Source organism: Corynebacterium sp. HMSC08C04, from assembly GCF_001807495.1.
In the GTDB taxonomy this organism is placed as follows: domain Bacteria; phylum Actinomycetota; class Actinomycetes; order Mycobacteriales; family Mycobacteriaceae; genus Corynebacterium; species Corynebacterium simulans.
In genome coordinates, this window is record NZ_KV789229.1 from 200,391 (window position 1) to 222,349 (window position 21,959).

Below are 21,959 nucleotides of genomic sequence, written 5' to 3' on the forward strand. Positions count from 1 at the left end.
GGATGTCTCTGTAGAGCTCTCCGCTGCGCATCATTGCGAACAGGACGTTGAGGCGTCGGCGTCGCTGGCCAGGAATTCGCTGACGTCCATGCCAATGACGAAGTCATAGGCCATGAGTCTGTGCTTCCTAGCGATGAGTAGGGAGTTGAATAGATGAGCTTCATCGCTGGGGTGGTCGGACATACTTGCGCTGGCATCCACATTACTGTGAAACCTCATGCCACCCGGGCCGGGCCAGGTTCCTATTGAGCTGTTTGAGTATGTCATTGTCTTCGGCGGCATCACCCCCGGATCATTTTCAGAGACAGGGACAGGAATAAGCCATACCGAAGCCAGCGACTAGTTCCACTTTCCTTTCAGACGGCGGGAACGGACATAAACATAGCCCGCCCATTCGGATGGACGGGCTTTGAATCTTCGGTGCCCTGGGGTGGAACTGCTAACAACGTAATGGGACATTCACGTCCCCCTAGTGCGTTGAGTTCCTAACCGATGCGCTTCACCGCATCGACGACCATGGTCCAGAACTTATCGAAGTCCAGTTCCACCGCCACCTGGGTGGTGCAGTCCTCCGGGGCGGGGGCGCGGAAATCGGCGACGGTCATGCCGGTGGTCAGCGCGCCGGACAGTTCCACATCCAGTGGTGCCTTGCGGGTGGTGAACACGGTGGGGTCGATGAGGTAGGCCACGGCGCAGGGGTCGTGGACGGGTGGGTTGTCGAATCCCTGGGCGTCCTGGTAGTTCTTGCGGAAGGCGTCGAAAAGTGCGACGACGAAGTCGCCCGTCGCGGTGCCCAGTGCGGCGAGTTTTTCCTCCACCTCCGGGGTGGCCAGCGCCTGGTGGGTGAGATCCAGACCGACCATGGTCAGGGGCCAGGACTCGTTGAAGACGATGTGGGCGGCCTCCGGGTCGATCTTGATGTTGAATTCCGCGACGGCGGTCCAGTTGCCGACGTGGTAGCCGCCACCCATGAGGACGACCTCCTTGACGCGTTCGGCGATGCGGGGTTCCTTGCGCACCGCCAGCGCGATGTTGGTCAGCGGGCCGGTGGGAACCAGGGCGACGGTGCCCGGTTCGTTGTTCATCACCGTGTCGATGATGAAGTCCACCGCGTGGGTGTCCTCAACGCCCACGGTCGGCTCGGGGAGGTCATAGTTGTTGATCTCCATGCCGGTGTCGCCGTGGATGTCCTCGGCGACCTCGATGGGGCGGACCAGCGGGCGGGTCACGCCCGGGTAGATCGGGGTGTCCATGCCGGCGATGGTGGCCACGACACGGGCGTTGTGGGTGACCTTGGCCAGGGTCTGGTTGCCGCCGACGGTGGTGATGCCGAGCAGCTCGATGTCCGGGTTGCCGTGGGCGAGCAGCATGGCGACGGCGTCATCGTGTCCGGGATCGCAGTCGAGGATGATCTTGGTGGTCATGGTGAAACTCCTAATTCTCAAAGCGCGGGGTTAGTTGCCCACGGGGGCGGTATCGGTGGTGTCGGTGGCATTGGCAGCCAGGTTTCTGGCCGCCACGGTATCGGTGATGGATTCCGGGCGTGGGATGAGCAGGGAGCACAGGAATGCCAGCGCCAGGATGATCACACCGGCCCACATACCGGCGGCGTACCCACCGTTGCTGTCCCCGAAGCTGGTGGCCACCGCGAAGAGGATGGCAAAGGAGATACCCGCACCGAGGTTGAAGGCGCCGGCGTTCATCCCCGGCAGGTACCCCTGGTTGTCGGCGGGGGAGAGCACCACACCGAGTCCGTTGAGCATGATGTTGGCGATACCGGCGTAGGTGATACCCACGAAGATGGAGATCCCCAGGTACGCCAGGTTGGAGGTGCTGCCCACGAGGAAGGTGGCACCGGCGACACCGATGATGGTGGCGGCGATACCGATCTGCAGGACGATCTTGTAGCCGAATTTGCCGGCGAGAATACCGGCGACGGGCCCGAAGACCAGGCCGGCCAGGGCATACGGGGTCAGGGTCCACCAGGAGACCACACCGGCGGACATGCCCGCACCATGGGTGGCGTTCTGCGCGAGGTTGGGCAGCAGACCGTTCATGATGGCGAACACGCCGGTCATGGTCAACAGGGTGGTCAGCAGCAGCGCCCAGGTGCGGCGCTGGCCGAGGTACTCGATGCTGACCAGGGGGTTCTTCACACGCTTTTCAATGTTGTAGAAGGCGACGGTGCCGATGATGCCGATGGCGAACAGGGCGATGACGAGGAACCAGTTGGCGTCGGCAAGCTTGCCGGCCTCGTTGAAGGCGGTCAGCAGGGCACCGATGGACACGGCGAGCGGCAGCACACCGAGCCAGTCCATCTTCGGGGTGGTCTCGGCGGTGGATTCCTTCACACTGAAGGACAGGGCCAGGGCGGCCGCCACGCAGAACACGGCCATGACCCAGAAGATGGACCGGAAGCCGAAGTGTTCCGCCAGCCAGCCACCGGCGATCGCGTCGACGCCACCGATACCACCGTTGATGGAGGTGATTACACCCAGCAGTAGTGCGTACTGCTTCTCATTGGGCACATGCTGGCGCAGGATGATCAGACACAGCGGCACGGTGGGGCCGGCCACACCCTGGATCAGACGTCCCAGGAACAACACGGTGACATTGGGGGCGAGTGCCGCGACGAGACAGCCGATGCCGGTGACGATCATCATGCCGATCAGCACCTTGCGGCGGCCGATGAGGTCACCCCAGCGCGGCAGGAAGAGGGAGAACAGGGCGGCCGCGGTGAAGAACGCGGTCTGGGTCATACCGATCTGGGCGGGGGTCGCGTTCAGTTCGACCTCCATGGTGGCCAGGGCCGGAGCGAGCATGGAGGCATTGAGCTGGAAGGCGAACACCGCCACCAGCAGGGCGATCATCAGCGGGATGATCGCAGCGGCCGGGGCTTTCTTCGGTTCGATGGTGGTTGACATGGTTACTCTCGTTTCGGTGGGGGAGTTAAGCGGTGACTGTGGGTAGGTCGTCGACAAGCGTGGGGTAGGAGGCCTGCGCGCCGCGGCGGGTGGCGGCGAACGCACCGACGCGGGCGGCGAAGCGTGCGGCCTCCACCAGGGAGTGGCCGTCGGCGAGCTTTGCGACGAGCGCACCCGCGAACGCATCGCCACTGCCGGTGGTGTCCACCGCCTCAACGGTGGGGGTCGGGATCGCGGTGAGGCCCTCGGCGTCACCGACCAGGGCGCCATCGGCACCGAGGGTCATGACCACGGTGGGGAAACCCTGACCCAGCAGGGCTGCCACCAGGGTGGACGGATCGGTTTCGGGGGTGGGTGCACCGAGCATCTCCAACACGAGGGCACCCTCGTGCTCATTGACCAGGAGGGGATCCGCCTGACGCAGCTGCTCATGACCGACCGGGACCACAGGCGCGAGGTTGATCACCACCCGACCCTGCGCCAGGTCCACCGCGCGGTTGAAACCATCGGCGGGGATCTCACCCTGCAGCAGGACGATGCCGGCCTGTTCAATGAGCCGGGCATGCCGGTCCACATAGTCGGCGTCCATGCTGGCATTCGCGCCGGGCACGACGATGATGGTGTTCTCACCGTCATCGGCCACCGTGATCACGGCCAGACCGGTGGGGCCGTCGACGGTGTGGACTGCGGACATGTCAGCGCCGGAGGCACGCATGTGCACCAGGGCGGAGTCGGCCATGGTATCGGAACCCACCGCACCGACCATGTGGACCTCCGCACCGAGCTGGGCGGCGGCCACGGCCTGATTGGCGCCCTTGCCGCCGGCACTGATCTCACCACCGCCGCCGAGGAGGGTCTCACCGGGGTGGGGGTGGCGGTGGACCGTGGTGGTCAGATCCGCGTTGATGGATCCGACAACAACAATGGAACCGGGTGAACCGGGTATGTCAGTCATGGTTGTGGGCCTTTCATGAGGGAATCACCCTGGATCAGGATAGTGGGTGTGACAAGGTGCGTCTGGGTGGATTCGGTAGTTTTGGAGCCTGTCAGCAGCCCGTGCAGGACGGTGAAGGCCTGCCGGGCCATGACGTCCACCTGCTGGTCGATGACCGTCAGGGGCCGTGGTTGCAGGGCGAAGATGGGTTGGTTGTCGAAACCGATCACGCTGATGCCCTCGCCGATACTCAGGCCGGCCCGGTGGCAGGCCTGGAGCACCCCGATGGTCATCATGGTGTCCCCGGCGACCAGTGCACGGGCCCCGTGGTTGAGTAGGTGGGTGGCACCCTGATAGCCCTGCTCCTGTTCGAACCCACCACGGAAGACCAGCTGCGGTTCCCGTTCGTTGTTCCGGCAGGCCTGCTGGAAGGCTTCCAGGCGGGCACGTCCCGAGGAGGTGCTCAGCGGCCCGGAGAGGTAACCGATCGGCAGGGCATGGTGCTCCACCAGCAGCGATACCGCGGCGTCCATGCCGGGTTGCGGATCGGAGATGACGGTGGGGATGGGGGATCCGGTGAGTTCTCGGTCGATGAGGACCAAGGGCATGCCCTGGGCGTGCAGGTTGTTCAGTTGGTCCGCGCAGGCTTCATCGGGCACGCAGATGATGCCGTCCACCCCGTGGCTGGCAAGGAAGGCCAGGGAGGCGGCCATGGTCTCCGGGCGCTCATCGGTGTTGGTGATGATGGTGGCCAGACCGGCACCCTCGGCTGCGTTCTGCACGGCGGAGACCATGGTGGCGAAATAGGGGTTGATCAGGCTGGGCACCACTATCCCGATGGTGTTGCTGCGTGAGCTCTGCAGGGCCCGGGCCTGGGCGTTGGGGAGATATCCCATCTCCGCGGCTAGGGCCTGGATGCGCGTGCGGGTGGTGGTGGCCACCGCGGGGTTGTCCGCCATGGCGCGGGAGGCGGTGGCGATGGAGACACCGGCGCGCTGGGCCACGTCCTTGAGGGTGGGACGGCTGTGTTCTGCTGCCATGATGGTCACCCCGCTTCGCCCTGTGGTGTGCAAACGATTGATGTAAACGTTTGCAATTTGTTAAATCCACCCTATTTCCTCACCACCGGTTCCAGCAAGGGGGCACTCTGGCGGGGGTGGAAACAGCTCCGACCCCGCCGCGGGGAGCGACGGGGTCGCAGGCATTGAGGGATAGGAACGCGGAAGCCGCGCAAGCGAATGTGCGCGGCTAGGAGGATGGTGGTCGCGCCGGGGTCGCGCAGGTCCTGCGGCACGAGGGAGAGGCCTGCGCAGGAGGCCATCTCGATGACGGCGAGGCGTCGCGCGGGGAACTCGACCCACTGGGCGGTGACCTGTTGTCCGACGGGTCCGGTGACTTCTATGGTGTGTGTCACCGCGGCGGGGCGGGCGGCGAGGATTTCGAATCAGGCTGTTCTGCAATGTTGCTCTCGTCACGGTATCCCAAGACATTAGTTTGGGGCGCAGATTTCCAATCTTCGGCTGCCTGAAATTGTGGGGAAGGAGGTCTATTTAGACCCGGCCTGGGGAAGAAATGGCCGACGGAATCGTACTCAGGCATGACTACTTAACTCGTCGAACCGGATAGCGTAGAGGCGTGGAAGTCTTTTCTGATAGGCGAATGATTCGTGACCTTGCGGTGTCGCTTTTGTGCGGAGCGGCGTCTCTCATCGGTAGGGACCTGATGTCCCGGCCGCTCTTTGACTACCTGATTATCGCCTTGGTCGTGCTAGTGCCAATTATTAGCAGGCGGTGGCCGCGCCTGGTGGTCTTCGTTGCATCAGTGGTGCTCTTCGCCAGCCTGTTCCAGGTGGAACTCACCGTAGGCATCATAATCCTTGCGGGGCAGGTCGCCTACATTATTCGCCGCAGGCTGGAAGAGCCCCTACGTCGAATAATGACTATAGGGATGCTTGCTGCGGACTTTATCGGCGTATTTTGGGTGAGCCAAACGGTACAGGAAGCAGCACAGGATATTGCGCGGCGCCTTTTCGTCGTGGGCTGGAGCCTACTGGTCCTTGCGGTGTGCATGCTTGTGGGTGAACTGCGTAGGAGAGCAGAGGAAGAACGCACACGGGAGATTTCGCGTGCTTTAGAGAAACAACGCCTGGAATTCGAGAAAAGCTCGACGGAACAACGGGCGTTCATCGCACGTGAGATCCATGACGTCGTCACGCACTCGCTATCGGTTATAGTTGCCCAAGCCGATGGGGCGCTCTACACCAAAGACACGGAAGCGCAAGAAGAAGCTTTGAAGTCTATTTCCCGCGTGGGAAGGACCTCTTTGAGGGAGATGCGGGGAGTCGTGGGCTTGCTGCGCACAGGCGAAAAGCGCGGCACTCAGCCGATGGCGGGATTCGGTGATCTTTCAGAACTCATTAACAGCGTTAGAAGCGCTGGCATTGCTGTGGGATATCGCTGCGCAGGAACGCCACCTGAAGAGCTTTCCGCCGCGACGTCGCTAAGTCTGTACCGAATTGTCCAAGAGGCTTTGACCAATGCGAACAAACATGGTGGCGGGCAAGCAGACGTACTAGTCGAATGGCTTGAAGGTATCGTCCGCCTTGAGGTGCGCAATGGATACATGGGTGATGCCCGAGGCGAGGGACATGGCATTGCTGGCATGAAGGAACGAGCGGAATTGGTTGGAGGAACCTTCCAACAGCGCAGTGATGCTGGCACATGGATAGTAGAAGCAGAGTTACCCACAGGAGGAGGAAGTAAGCAATGAAAGTCGGATTGGTAGATGACCAGGTTCTCTTCCTACACGGGATTGCCCAGATCATTAGTTCGCAGCCAGACATGGATGTTATCTGGCAAGCAAACGATGGCGAAGATGCGCTGACCCAATGCGCGGCCACGCCTGCTGATGTGGTGCTCATGGATGTACAGATGCCTGTCCGCGATGGAATTAGCGCCACCGCTGAGATCGCATCCACTCTTCCGGAGACGAAGGTCATCATTCTGACAACCTTCGATGACGAAGACTATGTAGTAGCCGGGCTGCGAGCAGGAGCGAGTGGCTTCGTGCTCAAGGACGCAGAGCCAGAGGAGCTACTAAGCGCGTTGCGCACTGTCTATCGCGGAGACGCGGTAATCTCACCCCGCGCCACAAAGCGCCTTGTCCACAGTATGAGGGATGATTCCACGGACACGCTGAGTATTAGCGGCGCAGACCGTCGGGTACTTGAATCGCTGACTGCCCGTGAACAAGAAATCCTTGAAGCAATCGGGATGGGATGGTCAAACACAGAGATATGTGAGCGGATGTTCATCTCTATGCCGACCGTCAAGACGCACGTTGGACGAGTACTCGCCAAGACGAGTTCTAGGGACCGCGCACACGCAGCCCTTTTCGCCTATCGCACAGGAGTTGTCTCCCGTGCTGACCTGCTTAGCTCCTAATACCCCGGTATGACTCGCAAAATCGTGCCTCGCGGCGATGTGCGGCGTAGGCGCGCCGGGCAACGATTGAGTTATGAGCACAGAATATGTTGTCGAAACTCAGGGTTTGACCAAGGAATATAAGGGATTCAAGGCCGTCGACGGCCTTGATATGGCAATTGGCCACGGTGTCGTTCACGGATTGTTGGGGCCGAATGGTTCGGGCAAGTCCACGACCATGAAAATGCTTTTGGGTCTGGCAAAGCCGACTGAGGGAAGCATCAGCTTGTTCGGTGAGCCTTTCGGGCCTAAGACGCGCAGCCGGGCCTTGGCCCGCACCGGCTCGCTCATCGAGCAGCCTTCGGCCTATTTGCACCTCACCGGGCGAGAAAACCTGCGCATCGCTGCGCGGCTTCTACGCGCTGAGGCAGAAGACGTCGATCGTGCAGTGCACCTCGTGCGGCTGGAAAAGCAGCTGGACAAGCAAGTAGCGAACTATTCCTTGGGCATGAAGCAGCGCCTCGGCATCGCAATGGCTATGATTCGTAACCCGCAGCTTCTGATCCTTGATGAACCAACGAACGGCCTTGACCCTGCCGGTATTGAAGAGATTCGCAATCTCATCGTCAGCCTCGCTGCCGATGAGGGGCGAACGGTATTGGTTTCGAGCCACCTTCTCTCGGAAATCGAAAAGATGGCTAGTGAGCTGACCATTATTAATCGCGGGCAGTTGCTCTTCCAAGGTACAAAGCAGGAGCTTTTCCATTCCCAACCGCCTGAAGTCTTCATCGAAACCCCGAACCCCAAGGAAGCGGCGCAAGCACTCGCGGGTATCTCAGTGCGCTTTGTAGAAGGTGGTATTCGGGTTCCGAACTTAAGCGAGCGCGACGTCGCGGGGGCATGCGCGCAGCTCGTCAACCATGGCGTGCCCATCTACCAAGTGCTAAGAACGCACCGCAGTCTCGAAGAGATCTTCATTTCGATTACGGGACGAGGTGGCTTGCAATGATGCTGCAGAATGAATATGCCAAGATGCGGCATACCCGGATGCTGCCGCTTGCCCTTGCTGTCACGCTCGCCATCGTTGCCTTTTCCAGTATGAATCTGGTGGGTGAGCACACCGCCGAACAATTTCAGCAAGATCCGCATAGTCAATGGGGCGGGCATCTCCTTGGCTACATCATGGTGACGGCTTTCCTCACTCCGGTGCAGGTGGCATTGTTAGCCAGCCGCGCAGCCGATGTAGAGCATCTCCACGGCGGCTGGCGGCTCAATTCCATCGCCGGGTACCGCCGCGGTGGTCTGCTCCGCGCGAAGTTCGCAGCTTTAGCCCTTGTCCTAGCCGCAGTAAAGGTAGTTGAATTGCTCGCGGTCTTGACCACTCCATTCCTCTTTGGCGCACAGTCGATTGATTCACTCGGCACATGGGTTCTCACAGCAGCTGGTCTATATGGAACCTCGTGCGCACTGATGGCGATTTTCTTGTGGCAGGCAGCACGCGTGGAATCCCAGCTCGTGGTGCTCAGCACTGGGGTAGTAGGCGGCTTCCTCGGTGTGGCAGGAATGCTTTCCCCAACCGCGGTCACGCTCATTAATCCCTTCGGCTACTACGCAGTCTTATCCCCATTTACTTTCCGCCCCGAAGGCCTAGTGAGCATCGAACCACTGTGGATTCCATGGGCACTTTTCATCGCCGTTGTAACCGTCATCTTCACCGTGCTTTGTCGCACGCTTGATTCCCAGGAGGAATAAGTTCATGTTTGCTATCGACTTGCTGAAATTTCGACGCTCCTACGTATGGGCTGTCACCTTCCTCGTGCCGTGTATAGCAGTCGGCATTGGTGCCGCGAATTATCACGCCAACTTGGCGGTACTTAATGCCGGATGGGCAAGCTATCTTTCCCAAGCAACGCTGTTCTACGGCCTTATCTTTATGACTGTGGGAGTGGCCATCATCGCTGCAGCTGCCTGGCGTCTAGAACACCGCAACCACAATTGGAACACTATTTTGACCTCACCGCGCTCGGCGGGAGAAGTAGTCGCGGCTAAGTTTTTCTCCATCATGGTCCTCATCGCGCTAATGCAGGCGGTGTTCATTGCGCTGGCATTAGGCATTGGACGCGGCTTAGGTATACAGGGAGAGATTTCGCCTCTCAACTTGAGCGCGCTGTTCCTAGCAATCATCCCGGCGTTCGCAGTCGGGGCCTGGCAATCCTTCTTCTCGATGATCTTTCGCAGCTTTGCCACGCCCGTGGCGATTTCACTTGTGGGCGCGATTGCCTCAGTTGGAATTCTCTACAGCGGTATTCGGCTCATCCCGATGCTGCTGCCACCGGCTATGGTTACGTCGACGATTTCGCTCGGCAGTACCGCCTTCGGCGCAGATGACACTCCTGATGTGTGCGGTATCGCGTTCAGGATGGCTGTTTCTATCTGCTTCGTCATCGGAGCTTGGATTGCATCTGTTGTCTGGCTGCGAACCCATGACGTTGAGGCTTAGGCCGCATCCTTGGGACTCTTGCTTGTGCCACAGATGCAAAATGCCCTCGCGTCCCTCCGCAGCTTAGTGCTAACGGGGGGAGGCGAGGGAGGCGTCGGCAAGCGCGTGTGTCTTGTCGCTTGCCCTTGGCTAGCGTGGCCTCTTAGTCGAGGTAGTCGCGCAGAACCTGAGAGCGCGATGGGTGGCGCAGCTTGGACATGGTCTTGGACTCGATCTGGCGGATGCGCTCGCGGGTGACGCCGTAGACTTGACCGATTTCGTCTAAAGTGCGCGGCATGCCGTCGGTCAGGCCGAAGCGCAGGCGAACGACGCCGGCTTCGCGCTCAGACAGGGTGGTGAGCACGTCTTGGAGCTGATCCTGCAGGAGGGTAAAGGATACGGCGTCGACAGCGATGACTGCCTCGGAATCCTCAATGAAGTCACCCAGCTGGGAATCGCCCTCATCACCAATGGTCTGGTCCAGGGAAATAGGCTCACGAGCATACTGCTGGATCTCCAGCACCTTTTCCTCGGTGATATCCATTTCCTTCGCCAGTTCCTGCGGGGTGGGCTCGCGGCCCAGATCCTGCAGCAGCTCACGCTGGATGCGGCCCAGCTTGTTGATGACCTCAACCATGTGGACCGGGATACGAATGGTGCGGGCCTGGTCCGCCATAGCGCGGGTAATGGCCTGGCGGATCCACCACGTGGCGTAGGTGGAGAACTTGTAGCCCTTGGTGTAGTCGAACTTCTCAACCGCACGGATAAGGCCTAGGTTGCCTTCCTGAATGAGATCCAAGAAAGCCATGCCGCGGCCGGTGTAGCGTTTTGCCAGCGAGACCACCAGACGGAGGTTCGCCTCCAGCAGGTGGTTCTTTGCCTTGCGGCCATCACGGGCGATGGAACGCAGGTCGCGCTTTTCCATAGGAGAGAGCTTGGCGGCCTTATCGCCCTCAGCGCGTGCCTTTTCCATCTCATCCATGCGGTACTGCGCGTAGAGGCCAGCCTCAATGCGCTTTGCCAGGGAGACCTCCTGCTCAGCGTTAAGGAGGGCGACCTTACCGATCTGCTTGAGATAAGCGCGGACGGAGTCAGCAGAAGCGGTCAGCTGTGCATCCTTGCGCGCCTGGCGCAGGGCAGCAGACTCTTCCTCGTCCCAGACGGAGGACGAGTCCTCATCGTCGTCTTCTTCGTCCTCATCCGCATCGAGCTCGTCCTCAGCATCGCCGAACTCGTCATCGTCCATGTCCGCGCTATCCGGATCGAAGTCCGCGTCATCCTGGTCGGCGTCATCTACCAGCTCGTCCTCGAGCTCGTCAGAAGCGGTCTCGAGGTTCTCCTGCTTTTCTTCAGGAGCGGTCGCGGCCTTCTGCGCAGACTTGCGGACGGTCTTCTTGGCAGATTTCTTCGCAGTTTTGCGAGTCGTCTTCTTGGCCGTCTTCTTAGCAGTCTTTTTGGCCGTCTTCTTCGCGGTCTTTTTGGCGGTCTTCTTCGCGGTCTTCTTGGCCGTCTTTTTGGCGGTCTTCTTGACAGGGGCAGATGCCTCGGCGGCATCAGTGCCCTCGCCGAGAACCTGGTCTGAAGAATCAGTGGCTGCCACGTACGCCCTTTCGACTTGCTTGTGATTGAAAACAGCAAGGTTAGACAAGGTCCAACCTTTGGGGCCATGCTACGAGCTCGCCACATCAGGGCGGGTTAGGCACGCCGCGTGCTGTTTAGATTAAGGATCGACGGCCCAGTATAGATGATCTTGCCTTTAAGGCGGTTAACTGGGGTCGATTAGCTATGTGATTGCTGTTACGGCTTAAGGCCCTGCTGGGCTGCCATAGCCGCACCCACGATGCCCGCACGATTGCGCAACTGCGCTGGGGCAACGGGAGTAGAAGTGGTGAGTTTATCGCCCCACTTTTCCCACTTGCGGGAAATGCCGCCGCCAATGATGAAAGCGTGGGGATTGAAAAGTTTTTCGTATTCTTCCAATACTCGGTCAAGGCGCTTGACCCATTCCTTGTACTTCAGTCCCTCGCGCTCCTTTACAGCAGAGGACGCCTGGTGCTCAGCCTCGGCATCGCCGACCATCATGTGGCCCAACTCCGTATTAGGGAAGAGCTTGCCGTCCAGCAGGAACGCGGAGCCGATACCAGTGCCGAGGGTCAGGAAGATGACCGAGCCCGTGCGCGCCACCGCGTCGCCGTAGGCAACCTCGGCGAGGCCGGCAGCGTCGGCGTCGTTAAGCACCACGAAAGGCTGATCCAGGTACTGGGCGAAAAGCTCCTGCGCATCCACGCCAATCCAGGACTTGTCGATGTTGGCGGCACTGAGCACCTTCTGATCTTTCACCACGGAAGGCAGAGTGATACCCACCGGGCCCTCCCAGTTCTTTTCCGCCACAATCTGCGCGACGATCGTCGCCACGGCCTCCGGGGTGGACTTTTCCGGGGTAGCAATCTTTAGACGCTCGCCCACGAACTCGCCGTTTGCTAGGTCTACTTCCGCGCCCTTGATGCCGGAACCTCCGATGTCGATGCCAAAAGAGTGCTCCGCCTGGGCTGGGGCGGCGTGGTTTGCGGTGCTGGTTTCAGCTGTAGTGCCAGTCATAGGCATCAAGTCTAGGCAAATGCATAATTGTTGGCATGGCTAGCTTTGATAGGGATGTAATTAACGTCGAAGAGCTGCGCGATTTCGCCGCGGCTACTGCCCGTGCCGCCGCAGCACGTATTCGCACGCAAAGAGCGGCGCTTATCGACGCCGACGGTCTCGCCGCGCACACGCAGACGAAGTCGAGTGCGGTGGACCCCGTCACCGAGGTGGATCAAGCAACTGAGCGTTTTATCACCGAGCAGATCGTCTTCGCGCGTCCTGGCGACGGCATCTTGGGCGAGGAAGGCGCAGACGTTTTAAGTAGCACCGGCATTACCTGGATTGTCGATCCCATCGATGGCACCGTGAACTTCCTCTATGGCATCAATGAGTATGCGGTGTCCATCGGCGCCGCCGTGGATGGCGAGATCGTCGCCGGCGCCGTCATCAACGTAGTGCGCGGCGACCTCTACTCGGCGGCCCTGGGCTACGGCGCCACGCTAGAAACGTCCGCTGGCACTCTACGAAAGCTTCACTGCCGCACCGAAACTGATCCTGCGCTAGCCCTGGTGGCAACGGGCTTTGGGTATGCAGCGGGGCGTCGCCAAGCGCAGGCGGAGTTGCTTTGCCGACTGCTTCCGCAGGTACGTGATATTCGTCGCATGGGCGCGGCCGCGCTCGACTTGTGCCGCGTGGCGGAGGGAAGCGTCGACGCCTACTACGAGCACGGAATTAACGCCTGGGACTGCGCCGCCGGTGCCATCATCGCAGCTGAAGCCGGAGCTGTAGTTAATCGCCCAGGATTGAATAAAGGCGCAAAAGACGGCGAATTAACCTGGGCCTGCGGGGGTAGCCTGGCCTCGGCATTTTCCCAGCTTCTCGAAGAAAATGGTGCCCTAGAGCCACTGCGGGGGTAGGAATCTGACCCGCCTGCGGCGGGGCGAGTATGACATCGCAGCAAATGTGTTTTAGGATGCGCACGATAAATACCTATCCCAACCACATGACTAATAGGGGCGTACACTATGGCCACCGATTATGACGCACCGCGTCGCCGTGTAGAAGACGAGCTGGAAGCCGACTCTCTCGAAGGTCTGAAGGCTGCCGAAACCGACAACAACGGCATGGACGACGATGGAGAAATCGTCGAGGCTTTCCAGCCACCGACAGTGGATCTCACCGGTGAGGAACTCAACGTCACCGTCATCCCGCGTCAGGAAGACGAGTTCACCTGCTCTTCCTGCTTCCTGGTGCAATCCAACAAGCGCTTGTCCCACGAGGAAGACGGTCAGCCGATCTGCCTCGACTGCGCATAGGCGAGAAAAACAAATTCCCCTCTGCGGGCGACTTACCCTTTGGAGCAATAGTTCCTTTCGGAGCAATAACTTGGGTAAGCGGCGCAGAGGGGAATTTTTATGTCTTGCTGCCTTTAGGGAGCTTGCGGCTCTTAAGTGTTAGGGCGATCTGCCGGATCTAAGAAGGCATTTAGCACCTGCTGTGGGTTCTTGGTGGCAACGAGCCAGTACGGAGTTGGATCCTCTGGATCATCCAGAACCAGCATCACGTGCTCATCGATCCAGCCATGCGTGACCAGGAAGGCGGCTGGGTCGAACTGCGGTCCAAGGGCGCTGCGGCGCGCCGACTTTGGCACCACCATGGAGCGCTGCACGACATCGTGGGGAAGCTGCGCGTCTTTGACCACGAGCCAGCGGGTGCCATCAGCATCCTTTTCCACGCGCAGGACGGTGCCGGACCAAGAAACCATGACCCAAATTGCGATGGCGCTTAAGACCACGGCCGGGATGATGATCCACCAAATATTGCGGTTCAGGCTGACCGTCGCGGTGGTAATCGCCACGACGAAGGCTGCCATGAACCAGAAATACCACGGCACCCATTGGCGCTCGCTGTAGAGGACCTCCGGCGCGGGGCTGCCTGCTACGCCGGCTGCGGTTTGGGAAGCGGAAGCAGAATTCTTAGACACGGGAAGTAAGTGTAGTCACTCAGGCCCTGCTTTAGCGAAGCCGTTGTGACACCACGGTAGGCTAGTGCGGGTGAATGAGACGAACCCATTAATCGATCCTGCAAGCCCCTTCGGCCCTGTCAAGGTACGCCGTCTGGATAAGGAGCTGCCGCTGCCGCAGCGCGCACACCGTGGCGACGCCGGCGCTGACCTCTGCGCGGCAGAATCGGTCGACATCGCCCCGGGCGAGCGCGTCCTCGTGGGAACCGGCATCGCGGTCGCACTACCGCTGGGCACCGTTGGCCTTGTCCACCCGCGCTCCGGCCTGGGCGCCAAGCACGGTGTTTCGGTGGTCAACACGCCGGGCACCATCGACGCCGACTACCGCGGCGAAATTAAGGTCTGCTTGATTAACCACGACCTGCACGAGACTTTCCACGTGGAGCGCGGCATGCGCATCGCGCAGCTGCTCATCCAGCGCGTGGAGCTGGTCGATTTCGAGGAAGTCGAAGAACTCGACGAGACCGTGCGCGGCACCGGCGGCTATGGCTCCACTGGTGTTTAGGTAGCGCGCGAGAAAAGTTTGGAGAACAATTATGCCTATGTGGCCTTTTTCTAAGAAGAAATCTGACTCCCAAAGCGATGAAGCCCAGGACCTTGAAACCCGTAATAAGGCCGAGGATCTCAGCGCGGCCGATGAAACTTCGGCGGCAGATGATGCTGCGCAAAGTGACGCTTCAGCTGCGCTTAGCGACGCCCCGTCCGGCCCAGAGGGCTTCAAAGCCTACAGCGTCGAGCACGACGCCGTGGGCGGCGAGATGGGTCCTTTTGACGGCGACCAAGTAAATATCCAGGACTTCGACTTCGAGGACTTCTCGGTAGGCCTTTTGGATTTGGGCTCCATGCGCATCCCGCTGCCAAAGGGCACCCAGGTCCAGGTGGAGATGGGCGAGCAGGGCCCGAAGATGCTCCACATCGTTAGCCAACATGGCCGCATGACGCCGGTTGCTTTTGCGGCGCCGCGAAAGCCGGGTCAGTGGGCTGAATCCGCGACGGACATCATTAATGGTCTCACCCGCGATGGCTTTGAGGCCCACGGCGAGGATGGCCCATGGGGCACCGAGATCGTCGGCACCAACCCGAATGGTGAAATCCGCATCATCGGCGTCGACGGCCCGCGCTGGATGTACCGCCTGACCCTTGCCGCACCGGCGGGCAAGCAGGAACAACTCGCAGAGCTTGGCCGTGAGGTCTTCGCCCGTACCTTTATCTATCGCGGCGAGGATCCGATCCTGGCTGGCAACTCTTTGCCGGTGACCTTGCCACAGCAGCTGGCCGAGCAGGTGCAGCAGGCAATGAAGCAGCGTGCCGAGGGCACCAGCGCCGATGGCGCAGACGCCCAGCGCACTGATTCTGCAGCAGCTGAAGCGGAGGCTGAGGCCAAGGCACAGCTGGATGAGTTGAACAAAGAAGAAAGCTAACGTGACGAAACCCGATAGTTCTAACGGCGCATCCGCGTCCAACGCGTCCAACGACGGAACCGCAACTACTGAGCAAGAGCCCACCCTTCTGGAGCAGATGGGCGGGCTTTCCGGTCTGGTATCTGCGACACTGCCCGTGGTGGTTCTCATTCCGGTCAACAACGTGTGGGGCTTGGGTCCTGCCTTGTTGGCCGCGCTTGGTGTTGCCCTCCTTATCGCCGTCTGGCGCATTGCCCGCAAGGAAACCCTGCAGCCTGCTATCTCCGGCCTGGTGGGCGTGGGCATTTGCGCCGCCATCGCGTGGTTCACGGGCGATGCAAAGGGCTACTTCCTCTACGGCATCTGGATGTCGCTGCTGTTTTTCATCGTGGCTGCCATCTCAATCGTGGTGCGCTGGCCGCTGGTCGGCGTCATCTGGAAAGGCATTAACGGCGAGGACATGCGCTGGCGCACCGTGGCGCCAGCCCGCCGCGCCTACGCCATCGCAACTGCCGGCTGGGCAGTGATCTTCCTGGCGCGTTTTATCGTGCAAAACGCCATTTACAACGCCGACAACACCACCGCGCTCGGCGTCGTGCGCATCCTGATGGGCTGGCCTCTTACGGGCCTGGTTACCTTGTTGACCATCTGGATGGTCCGCCGTGCCAACGCCGCTGTCGAGGAAGCCATGCCAGCAGAGGAAGCAGAAGCACCCGCTACGTCCTCTCCGGCCGCGTCCGCTGAGGAGGCTATTCGTGACTAGCCCGGAGGTAACGATTACTAAGGGCGAGACTTTCGACGTCACCGTTGAGCGCATGGCACACGGCGGCGTGGGCATCGCGCATGCTGCCGACGGCCGCATCGTCTTCGTCCACGGCGCATTCCCCGGCGACGCCGTGAGCGTTATCGCCCGTAAGGTCAAGAAGTCCTTCATTGAGGCTGACCTCGTGGCCGTGAATACCGCTGGCTCCCTGCGTGTGGAGTCCGCCTGCCCGGCGGCTGCACAGGGCGCTGGCTGCTGTGACTTCCACGAGCTGGATCCGGATAAGGAATCAGAGATCAAGACCGAGGTCTTGACTGAGCAGCTGCGCCGCGTGGCCAAGCTGGAAGCAGATGAGCTCGAACGACTCAACATTGAAACCCGCGAGCTTGCCCCACAGCGTGGCTGGCGCACGCGCGTGCGCCTCGGCGTGGACCAGGAGGGCCGTGCCGGTCTGCGCAAGCGTGGCTCTACCGAGCTCGTCACCGACGTCGCCTGCACCCAGCTGGTGCCGGGCCTCGTCGACGGAATCGTAGGGGAGAACGCCCGTCGGTTCACCCCGGGTGCTGAAGTCATCGCCGTGATGGACAGCGAGGGAAACCGCCACGTCGTGGAATCCCGCCGTGCCCCGCGCGGGCGCCGCGTCGAAACCGTCCGCGAAGTCATTGAAGGCACCGGCACCGTGGTCGAGCGAGTAGGCGAGCACGCCTTTACCTTCCCGGCCACCGCCTTTTGGCAAGCTCACCGCGCCGCACCCGAGGCCTATACCTCGCTCGTGCGCGAGTGGCTCTCTGCTTCGTCAGCACCGGCGGATTCTTCTGGAGAATCCGCTGTGGCCTGGGACCTCTATGGAGGCGTGGGCCTTTTCGTGCCCGCGCTGCACGACGCCCTGGTAAGCAGCGGAGCGGCCGAGAAACCTGCAGACTTTGCCTCCCCGCAAATTTACTCCGTGGACTACTCGCCGGCAGCAGCTGCCACTAAGCAGGATTGCCTGGCGCCGTACTCCGTGGAGTTCCGCAGCGCCAAGGTGGAATCATCTGCGGCGCAGCTGCCCGCACCGCGCTTCGTGGTCCTTGACCCACCGCGCACCGGTGCTGGAGACGACGTCGTAAGTTCCGTCGCTAGCGCCGCACCGCGCAGCGTCGTCCATGTGGGCTGCGATCCAGCAACCTTCGCTCGCGACATCAAGGCGTGGAAGCAGGCCGGCTATGAACTCAAACGCTTGACCATGCTCAACGCCTTCCCCGGAACGCATCATTTCGAGACAATGGCGTTGCTACAGCCGCATAAATAGCCTTGCCCCAGCCGCCGCGGCTAACACCCAAGCTAATTCGAGGATTGCCGCCCTTAGCGCAGGAACGGGTACGGTAGAAAAGAAAAAGAACTGACAAGAAGGAGAAGAAGGCCGCTCCATGACCATTCTGGATACCATTGCGTCGCCTCGCGATTTGAAGGCTCTCTCCCCAGCACAACTGCGCCAGTTGGCTGATGAAATTCGTCAACGTCTGATTGAGAAGGTCTCCGTCACCGGCGGCCACCTAGGGCCTAACCTGGGCGTCGTGGAGCTGACCGTGGCCATCCACCGCGTGTTTGACTCCCCGCGGGATGCCATCGTTTTCGATACCTCCCACCAGTCCTACGTGCACAAGATGTTAACGGGGCGCACCGATCAGTTCGATACCCTGCGCCAGAAGGACGGTCTTTCCGGCTACACCGATCGCGGCGAGTCTGAGCATGACTGGACCGAGTCCTCCCACGCTTCTGCCGCGCTTTCTACCGTCGATGGTTTGTCCAAGGCCTTCAAGATCAAGGGTGAGAACCACCGCAACGCCGTGGCCGTCGTGGGCGATGGCGCGTTGACCGGTGGCATGTGCTGGGAAGCGCTCAACAACATCTCGGCCGATAAAGAACGCAACGCCGTCATCATCGTCAACGACAACGGCCGTTCCTATTCGCCGACCATCGGCGGTCTATCCGAGAACCTGGGTCGTATCCGTGCCCAGCATGGCTACGATGAGATCATGGAACAGGGCAAGAAGCGCCTGAAGTCCATGGGCTGGGTAGGCGAGCGCACCTTCGATGCGCTGCATGCCATCAAGGACGGCGTGAAGTCCACCGTCATGCCTACCGAGATGTTCCCAGAGCTTGGCATTAAGTATGTTGGCCCCATTAACGGCCACGACATCGACGCCGTGGTGCGCGCGCTTTCCTACGCCCGCGACTACGACGGCCCAATCATCGTCCACACCGTAACGGAAAAGGGTCACGGCTTTGCCCCAGCCGTCAACGAGCCGAAGGATCAGATGCACTCCACCGGTGCCATCGACCCAGTCACCGGCGTGCCAAAGGGCCAGAAGCAGCCGGGTTGGACCGCAGCTTTTTCCGAGGAGCTCATTAAGGCGGCAGAGAACCGCAAGGACATCGTGGCGATTACCGCTGCCATGGCAGGTCCTACCGGCCTCGCGCCTTTTGAGGAGCGCTTCCCAGAGCGCTTCTTCGACGTCGGCATCGCAGAGCAGCACGCCATGGCTTCGGCCTCTGGCTTGGCGCTAGCCGGCATGCACCCGGTGGTTGCTATCTACTCGACCTTCCTGAACCGTGCCGTGGACCAGGTCATCATGGACATCGCGTTGCTGAAGCTGCCGGTGACCATCGTCCTGGACCGCGCTGGCGTCACCGGCTCCGACGGCCCTTCCCACAACGGTGTGTGGGATATGGCCCTGATGAGCATCGTCCCAGGCATGCGCATTGCCGCTCCTCGCGACGGCGCCCGCCTGCGCGAGCTGTTCAACGAGGCCCTCGAGGTCAACGACGGGCCCACCGTCGTGCGTTTCCCCAAGGGCAACCTGCTTGATGACATCGAAGCAGTGGACCAGCTTTCCGACGGCGTGGACATCATCTACTACAACGATGCTGAGGAAGCTGCTTCCGATGTCCCAGACATCCTGCTCGTTGCCATCGGCGCGATGAGCACCCGTTCCCGCAACGCCGCGAAGCTGCTCGAAGAGCGCGGCTACAACGTCACCGTCGCCGACCCGCGCTGGGCGGTTCCGGTACCGCAGTCCCTGGTTGGCCTCGCGGCAGACCACGACCTCGTGGCCACTGTCGAGGACGGCATCATCCGTGGCGGCATTGGCTCCATGATCGCAGAGGCGCTGAATGCCGCTGAGGTGGATACGCCGCTGCGCCGCATGGGCGTTGCCAACTACTTCCCACGCCACGCAAGCCGCGGCGAGGTGCTGGAGGAAAACAGCCTCACCCCGGAGGAAATCGCCGCAGCCGTCGAGGATTGGCTGGGTACCATCACCGAAGGCTAGGACCTAGCTGCCGGAATAATCGAGCCCTTCTTCCAGAATCGGTTGAAGGAGCTCGATTTGCCATTCTCTGGCCCCTTCATCGCGCAGGAACGGCGCGATATCGCTTTCGTCCGTGACGAGTCCGCCTACGGAACCCTCGCGTCGTGCCTGCGGCGGGCAGCCAGCAGCCCACACCACCGCACGCAACGTGGCGGGCTTGATGATGATTTCCCACGGCATGCCCAATTCCTCACCGAGCTCTTCGCAATCGGTGCGCAGGTCCTGGAACACTTTCCACAGATGCGGGTGGTCCTTGTTCCACACCGTCTTGGAAGGAACGCGGGAAGGCTCCCGCTTCTTGCTCGGCCACTCGCGTCGATCTATCTCGCGCGCCTGTTGGACTACCGCCAGCCACTGCAGGCCCGCCCCGTGGCGCTTGCGCGGCACGCCCTTGATGCGGGCAAAATCGCGGGGAGAATCGGGCAGCTGGCGTGCGATCTCCACGAGCACGCGGTGCGGCAAGACGCGGTTTGGTGCGGTGTCAGTCTCACGGGCAGTCTTCTCCCGCTTGGTCCACAGCAGCTTCGCCACGACGAGTTGTTCCGACTTATGAAGGGCGTTGAGCCCCTTGAGCCCGCGCCAGGTACGCGGCGCCGGCTCCTTGATGCCGGCATGCTCGGCCACGATTGCCGCGAATTCTTCGTAGGCCCAGTCGAGCTTGTCTTGCTCAGCCAAGATATCGCGCAAGGCCTCCGCGAGCTCTAAGAGCAACTCGACGTCGAGGGCCGCATAGGCGCGCAAATCCAAGCTCAAGTTCGGTTCAGACCAGTCAGCATCGCCGTAGCCTTTTTCTAGCTCGACGTCGAAAAGCTCTGCAACCATGGAGCCTAAATTCGCATGCTCGAACCCCGCCATGCGGGCGGCGAGTTCAGTATCAAAAAGGGTGCCTGGGCATAGCCCCAACCAGGCCAGGCACGGCAAATCCGAGGGCGCGGCGTGGACTACCCACGCGGAATCATTAAGCACCGGCGCAAGCGCTGCCGTGAGCTGTTCGCGTTTACCCTCCGGTGCAAAGAGGAAGGTTCCGGCGCCTTTGCGGCGCACCTGAACCAAAAATGCGCGGTCATCATATCGATACGAGGACGCACGCTCAGTATCGATAGCGAAAGGGCCCTCGCCAGCTGCCAGCGCACTAGCCGCGGCTTTGAACTCCGCCGCGGTGCGCAAAACCTCTGGAGTGCCTTCCGCTGGTCTGGTCCGCAATTCAGTCATAGTAGCCAGCCTACAAGTCTGGTGTGACACGGAGCGGTAGTTAACGTCCGAGCTCTGTAACGCCCTCCGGTGGCAGGCCGGCGACGTTCGCGAGAACCTGGGCAAAGGCCTCAACGTGCGGGGTTAGGTTCAGATCCGCAGCAGTCCAGGAGGCGCGCATCTCCAGCTGGTAGGCGCGCGGTGGGCCGCCGATCTCGCCGTAACGGACAGAGGCGGTCGAGGTAACCGTGCCGCCCAAGTTGGTGTGCGTTGCGCCGTTGGCCTCCATGGCCTCGTTGAGCCACTGCCAAGCGACGTCGGGAAGCAGCGGGTCACCCGCGACCGCATCGTCCATATCTGCCTGGATGTAGGCCACCAAACGCATGGCGCCTTCCCATGCCTCTTCGGCGCCGGGATCGTGCAGGAGGATAAGGCGGCCGAAGGCATCGCCCTCGGTGTCCGTTGGAACCACGTCGGTGCCTTCCGCGGCGTCGCCAATTTCCAGGCCAACAGCGTGGCTATACGGCGCCAGGCGCTGCGGCGGGCGAATGGTGCCCAAAGTGATTTCGGGGCGCAGCTGTGCCGCGTGCATGGAATCGACAGCGGCATTGAAGACGGTGGGCGTCGTTGCCTCTTCCTGTGCGGAAGTGGCCTTGGCTGCGGCGTGCTCGTGCAGGCTCATTGGGGCGCCTGCCGGGGTGCTCGAAGTTGCGTCGGAATTGCTCACGAGGTTCAAGCTATAGTTTTCGGCTCGGAATAGGGCGAAGGCGCGCCGGAACTTGGTGAGCTGCCCGACAAATGGGGCAGGGTGGTGGTAGGGGAAATGGAAATGGCCGCCTATCCAACTTATGATGGATAGGTATTTCAACATGAATCCGCTTTTCAAGGAG

The 21,959-nt window shown here is 61.0% G+C and carries 22 protein-coding genes; 12 read left to right on the plus strand and 10 right to left on the minus strand.

The window, feature by feature from the left end; translation table 11 throughout:
- Positions 1-485: 485 nt before the first annotated feature.
- From HMPREF3169_RS10875 to HMPREF3169_RS12840, 5 genes are all read right to left on the minus strand, one after another.
- Positions 486-1,424, minus strand: a complete 939-nt coding sequence (locus HMPREF3169_RS10875; protein WP_061922910.1) for a uridine-preferring nucleoside hydrolase UriH — start codon at positions 1,422-1,424, stop codon at positions 486-488.
- A 30-nt stretch (positions 1,425-1,454) separates the two neighbouring features.
- Entirely contained in the window at positions 1,455-2,924 is a 1,470-nt protein-coding gene (locus HMPREF3169_RS10880) for a uridine transporter UriT (RefSeq protein ID WP_070456514.1), read from the minus strand.
- Positions 2,925-2,949: 25 nt separating this feature from the next.
- On the minus strand, positions 2,950-3,879 hold the full coding sequence (locus HMPREF3169_RS10885) for a ribokinase RbsK1 (protein ID WP_061922904.1): 930 nt from the start codon (positions 3,877-3,879) through the stop codon (positions 2,950-2,952).
- Positions 3,876-4,898: a transcriptional regulator UriR gene (locus HMPREF3169_RS10890; protein WP_061923628.1), complete on the minus strand. Its 1,023-nt coding sequence runs from the start codon at positions 4,896-4,898 to the stop codon at positions 3,876-3,878. The genes HMPREF3169_RS10885 and HMPREF3169_RS10890 overlap by 4 nt, the downstream gene beginning before the upstream one ends.
- 71 nt (positions 4,899-4,969) lie before the next feature.
- The gene (locus HMPREF3169_RS12840) at positions 4,970-5,272 is read right to left on the minus strand and encodes a glycerate kinase (RefSeq protein ID WP_235591050.1); all 303 of its coding nucleotides are present in this window, start codon (positions 5,270-5,272) and stop codon (positions 4,970-4,972) included.
- A gap of 221 nt (positions 5,273-5,493) precedes the next feature.
- Between HMPREF3169_RS12840 and HMPREF3169_RS10895 the strand changes: the two genes are divergently transcribed.
- From HMPREF3169_RS10895 to HMPREF3169_RS10915, 5 genes are all read left to right on the plus strand, one after another.
- On the plus strand, positions 5,494-6,627 hold the full coding sequence (locus tag HMPREF3169_RS10895; protein ID WP_235591049.1) for a sensor histidine kinase: 1,134 nt from the start codon (positions 5,494-5,496) through the stop codon (positions 6,625-6,627).
- Positions 6,624-7,301 (plus strand): response regulator, encoded by a 678-nt coding sequence (locus HMPREF3169_RS10900; protein ID WP_061922898.1) that lies wholly within the window; start codon positions 6,624-6,626, stop codon positions 7,299-7,301. The genes HMPREF3169_RS10895 and HMPREF3169_RS10900 overlap by 4 nt, the downstream gene beginning before the upstream one ends.
- Positions 7,302-7,374: 73 nt before the next feature.
- Entirely contained in the window at positions 7,375-8,289 is a 915-nt protein-coding gene (locus HMPREF3169_RS10905) for an ABC transporter ATP-binding protein (RefSeq protein WP_062040427.1), read from the plus strand.
- On the plus strand, positions 8,286-9,032 hold the full coding sequence (locus tag HMPREF3169_RS10910; protein WP_062040432.1) for an ABC transporter permease: 747 nt from the start codon (positions 8,286-8,288) through the stop codon (positions 9,030-9,032). The genes HMPREF3169_RS10905 and HMPREF3169_RS10910 overlap by 4 nt, the downstream gene beginning before the upstream one ends.
- A gap of 4 nt (positions 9,033-9,036) precedes the next feature.
- Entirely contained in the window at positions 9,037-9,780 is a 744-nt protein-coding gene (locus tag HMPREF3169_RS10915) for an ABC transporter permease (RefSeq protein WP_070456516.1), read from the plus strand.
- Positions 9,781-9,922: 142 nt separating this feature from the next.
- On the opposite strand, the gene HMPREF3169_RS10920 is transcribed toward HMPREF3169_RS10915, so the two are convergent.
- Positions 9,923-11,359 (minus strand): RNA polymerase sigma factor, encoded by a 1,437-nt coding sequence (locus tag HMPREF3169_RS10920; protein WP_070456518.1) that lies wholly within the window; start codon positions 11,357-11,359, stop codon positions 9,923-9,925.
- 197 nt (positions 11,360-11,556) lie between these two features.
- Positions 11,557-12,357 (minus strand): polyphosphate--glucose phosphotransferase, encoded by an 801-nt coding sequence (gene ppgK, locus HMPREF3169_RS10925; RefSeq protein ID WP_062040438.1) that lies wholly within the window; start codon positions 12,355-12,357, stop codon positions 11,557-11,559.
- 35 nt (positions 12,358-12,392) lie between these two features.
- On the opposite strand from ppgK, the gene HMPREF3169_RS10930 reads away from it, so the two are divergent.
- Both HMPREF3169_RS10930 and HMPREF3169_RS10935 read left to right on the plus strand, forming a co-directional pair.
- Positions 12,393-13,256 (plus strand): inositol monophosphatase family protein, encoded by an 864-nt coding sequence (locus HMPREF3169_RS10930; protein WP_070456520.1) that lies wholly within the window; start codon positions 12,393-12,395, stop codon positions 13,254-13,256.
- Between the two features lie 108 nt (positions 13,257-13,364).
- Positions 13,365-13,655, plus strand: coding sequence for a DUF4193 domain-containing protein (locus tag HMPREF3169_RS10935; RefSeq protein ID WP_061922875.1), 291 nt, complete (start codon positions 13,365-13,367; stop codon positions 13,653-13,655).
- Positions 13,656-13,786: 131 nt separating this feature from the next.
- Here HMPREF3169_RS10935 and HMPREF3169_RS10940 read toward each other — a convergent pair whose 3' ends face one another.
- The gene (locus tag HMPREF3169_RS10940; RefSeq protein ID WP_082785783.1) at positions 13,787-14,323 is read right to left on the minus strand and encodes a DUF3093 domain-containing protein; all 537 of its coding nucleotides are present in this window, start codon (positions 14,321-14,323) and stop codon (positions 13,787-13,789) included.
- 70 nt (positions 14,324-14,393) lie between these two features.
- Between HMPREF3169_RS10940 and dut the strand changes: the two genes are divergently transcribed.
- The 5 genes from dut (at position 14,394) to dxs (ending at position 19,839) form a co-directional block, all read left to right on the plus strand.
- Positions 14,394-14,867: a dUTP diphosphatase gene (dut, locus tag HMPREF3169_RS10945; protein ID WP_061922873.1), complete on the plus strand. Its 474-nt coding sequence runs from the start codon at positions 14,394-14,396 to the stop codon at positions 14,865-14,867.
- A gap of 37 nt (positions 14,868-14,904) precedes the next feature.
- Positions 14,905-15,783, plus strand: coding sequence for a DUF3710 domain-containing protein (locus tag HMPREF3169_RS10950; protein ID WP_371326211.1), 879 nt, complete (start codon positions 14,905-14,907; stop codon positions 15,781-15,783).
- A 97-nt stretch (positions 15,784-15,880) separates the two neighbouring features.
- A complete protein-coding gene (locus HMPREF3169_RS10955; RefSeq protein ID WP_082787727.1) occupies positions 15,881-16,525 on the plus strand; it encodes a DUF3159 domain-containing protein in 645 nt (214 codons plus the stop codon).
- Positions 16,518-17,816: a class I SAM-dependent RNA methyltransferase gene (locus HMPREF3169_RS10960; RefSeq protein ID WP_256388636.1), complete on the plus strand. Its 1,299-nt coding sequence runs from the start codon at positions 16,518-16,520 to the stop codon at positions 17,814-17,816. The genes HMPREF3169_RS10955 and HMPREF3169_RS10960 overlap by 8 nt, the downstream gene beginning before the upstream one ends.
- A 118-nt stretch (positions 17,817-17,934) precedes the next feature.
- Entirely contained in the window at positions 17,935-19,839 is a 1,905-nt protein-coding gene (gene dxs, locus HMPREF3169_RS10965; RefSeq protein ID WP_070456522.1) for a 1-deoxy-D-xylulose-5-phosphate synthase, read from the plus strand.
- Between the two features lie 3 nt (positions 19,840-19,842).
- On the opposite strand, the gene HMPREF3169_RS10970 is transcribed toward dxs, so the two are convergent.
- Both HMPREF3169_RS10970 and HMPREF3169_RS10975 read right to left on the minus strand, forming a co-directional pair.
- Positions 19,843-21,090, minus strand: a complete 1,248-nt coding sequence (locus tag HMPREF3169_RS10970) for an HRDC domain-containing protein (RefSeq protein ID WP_070456524.1) — start codon at positions 21,088-21,090, stop codon at positions 19,843-19,845.
- A gap of 40 nt (positions 21,091-21,130) precedes the next feature.
- Positions 21,131-21,751 carry a DUF3000 domain-containing protein gene (locus tag HMPREF3169_RS10975; protein ID WP_070456527.1) on the minus strand — a complete coding sequence of 207 codons (621 nt, stop codon included), beginning with the start codon at positions 21,749-21,751 and terminating at the stop codon, positions 21,131-21,133.
- Positions 21,752-21,959 lie beyond the last annotated feature (208 nt).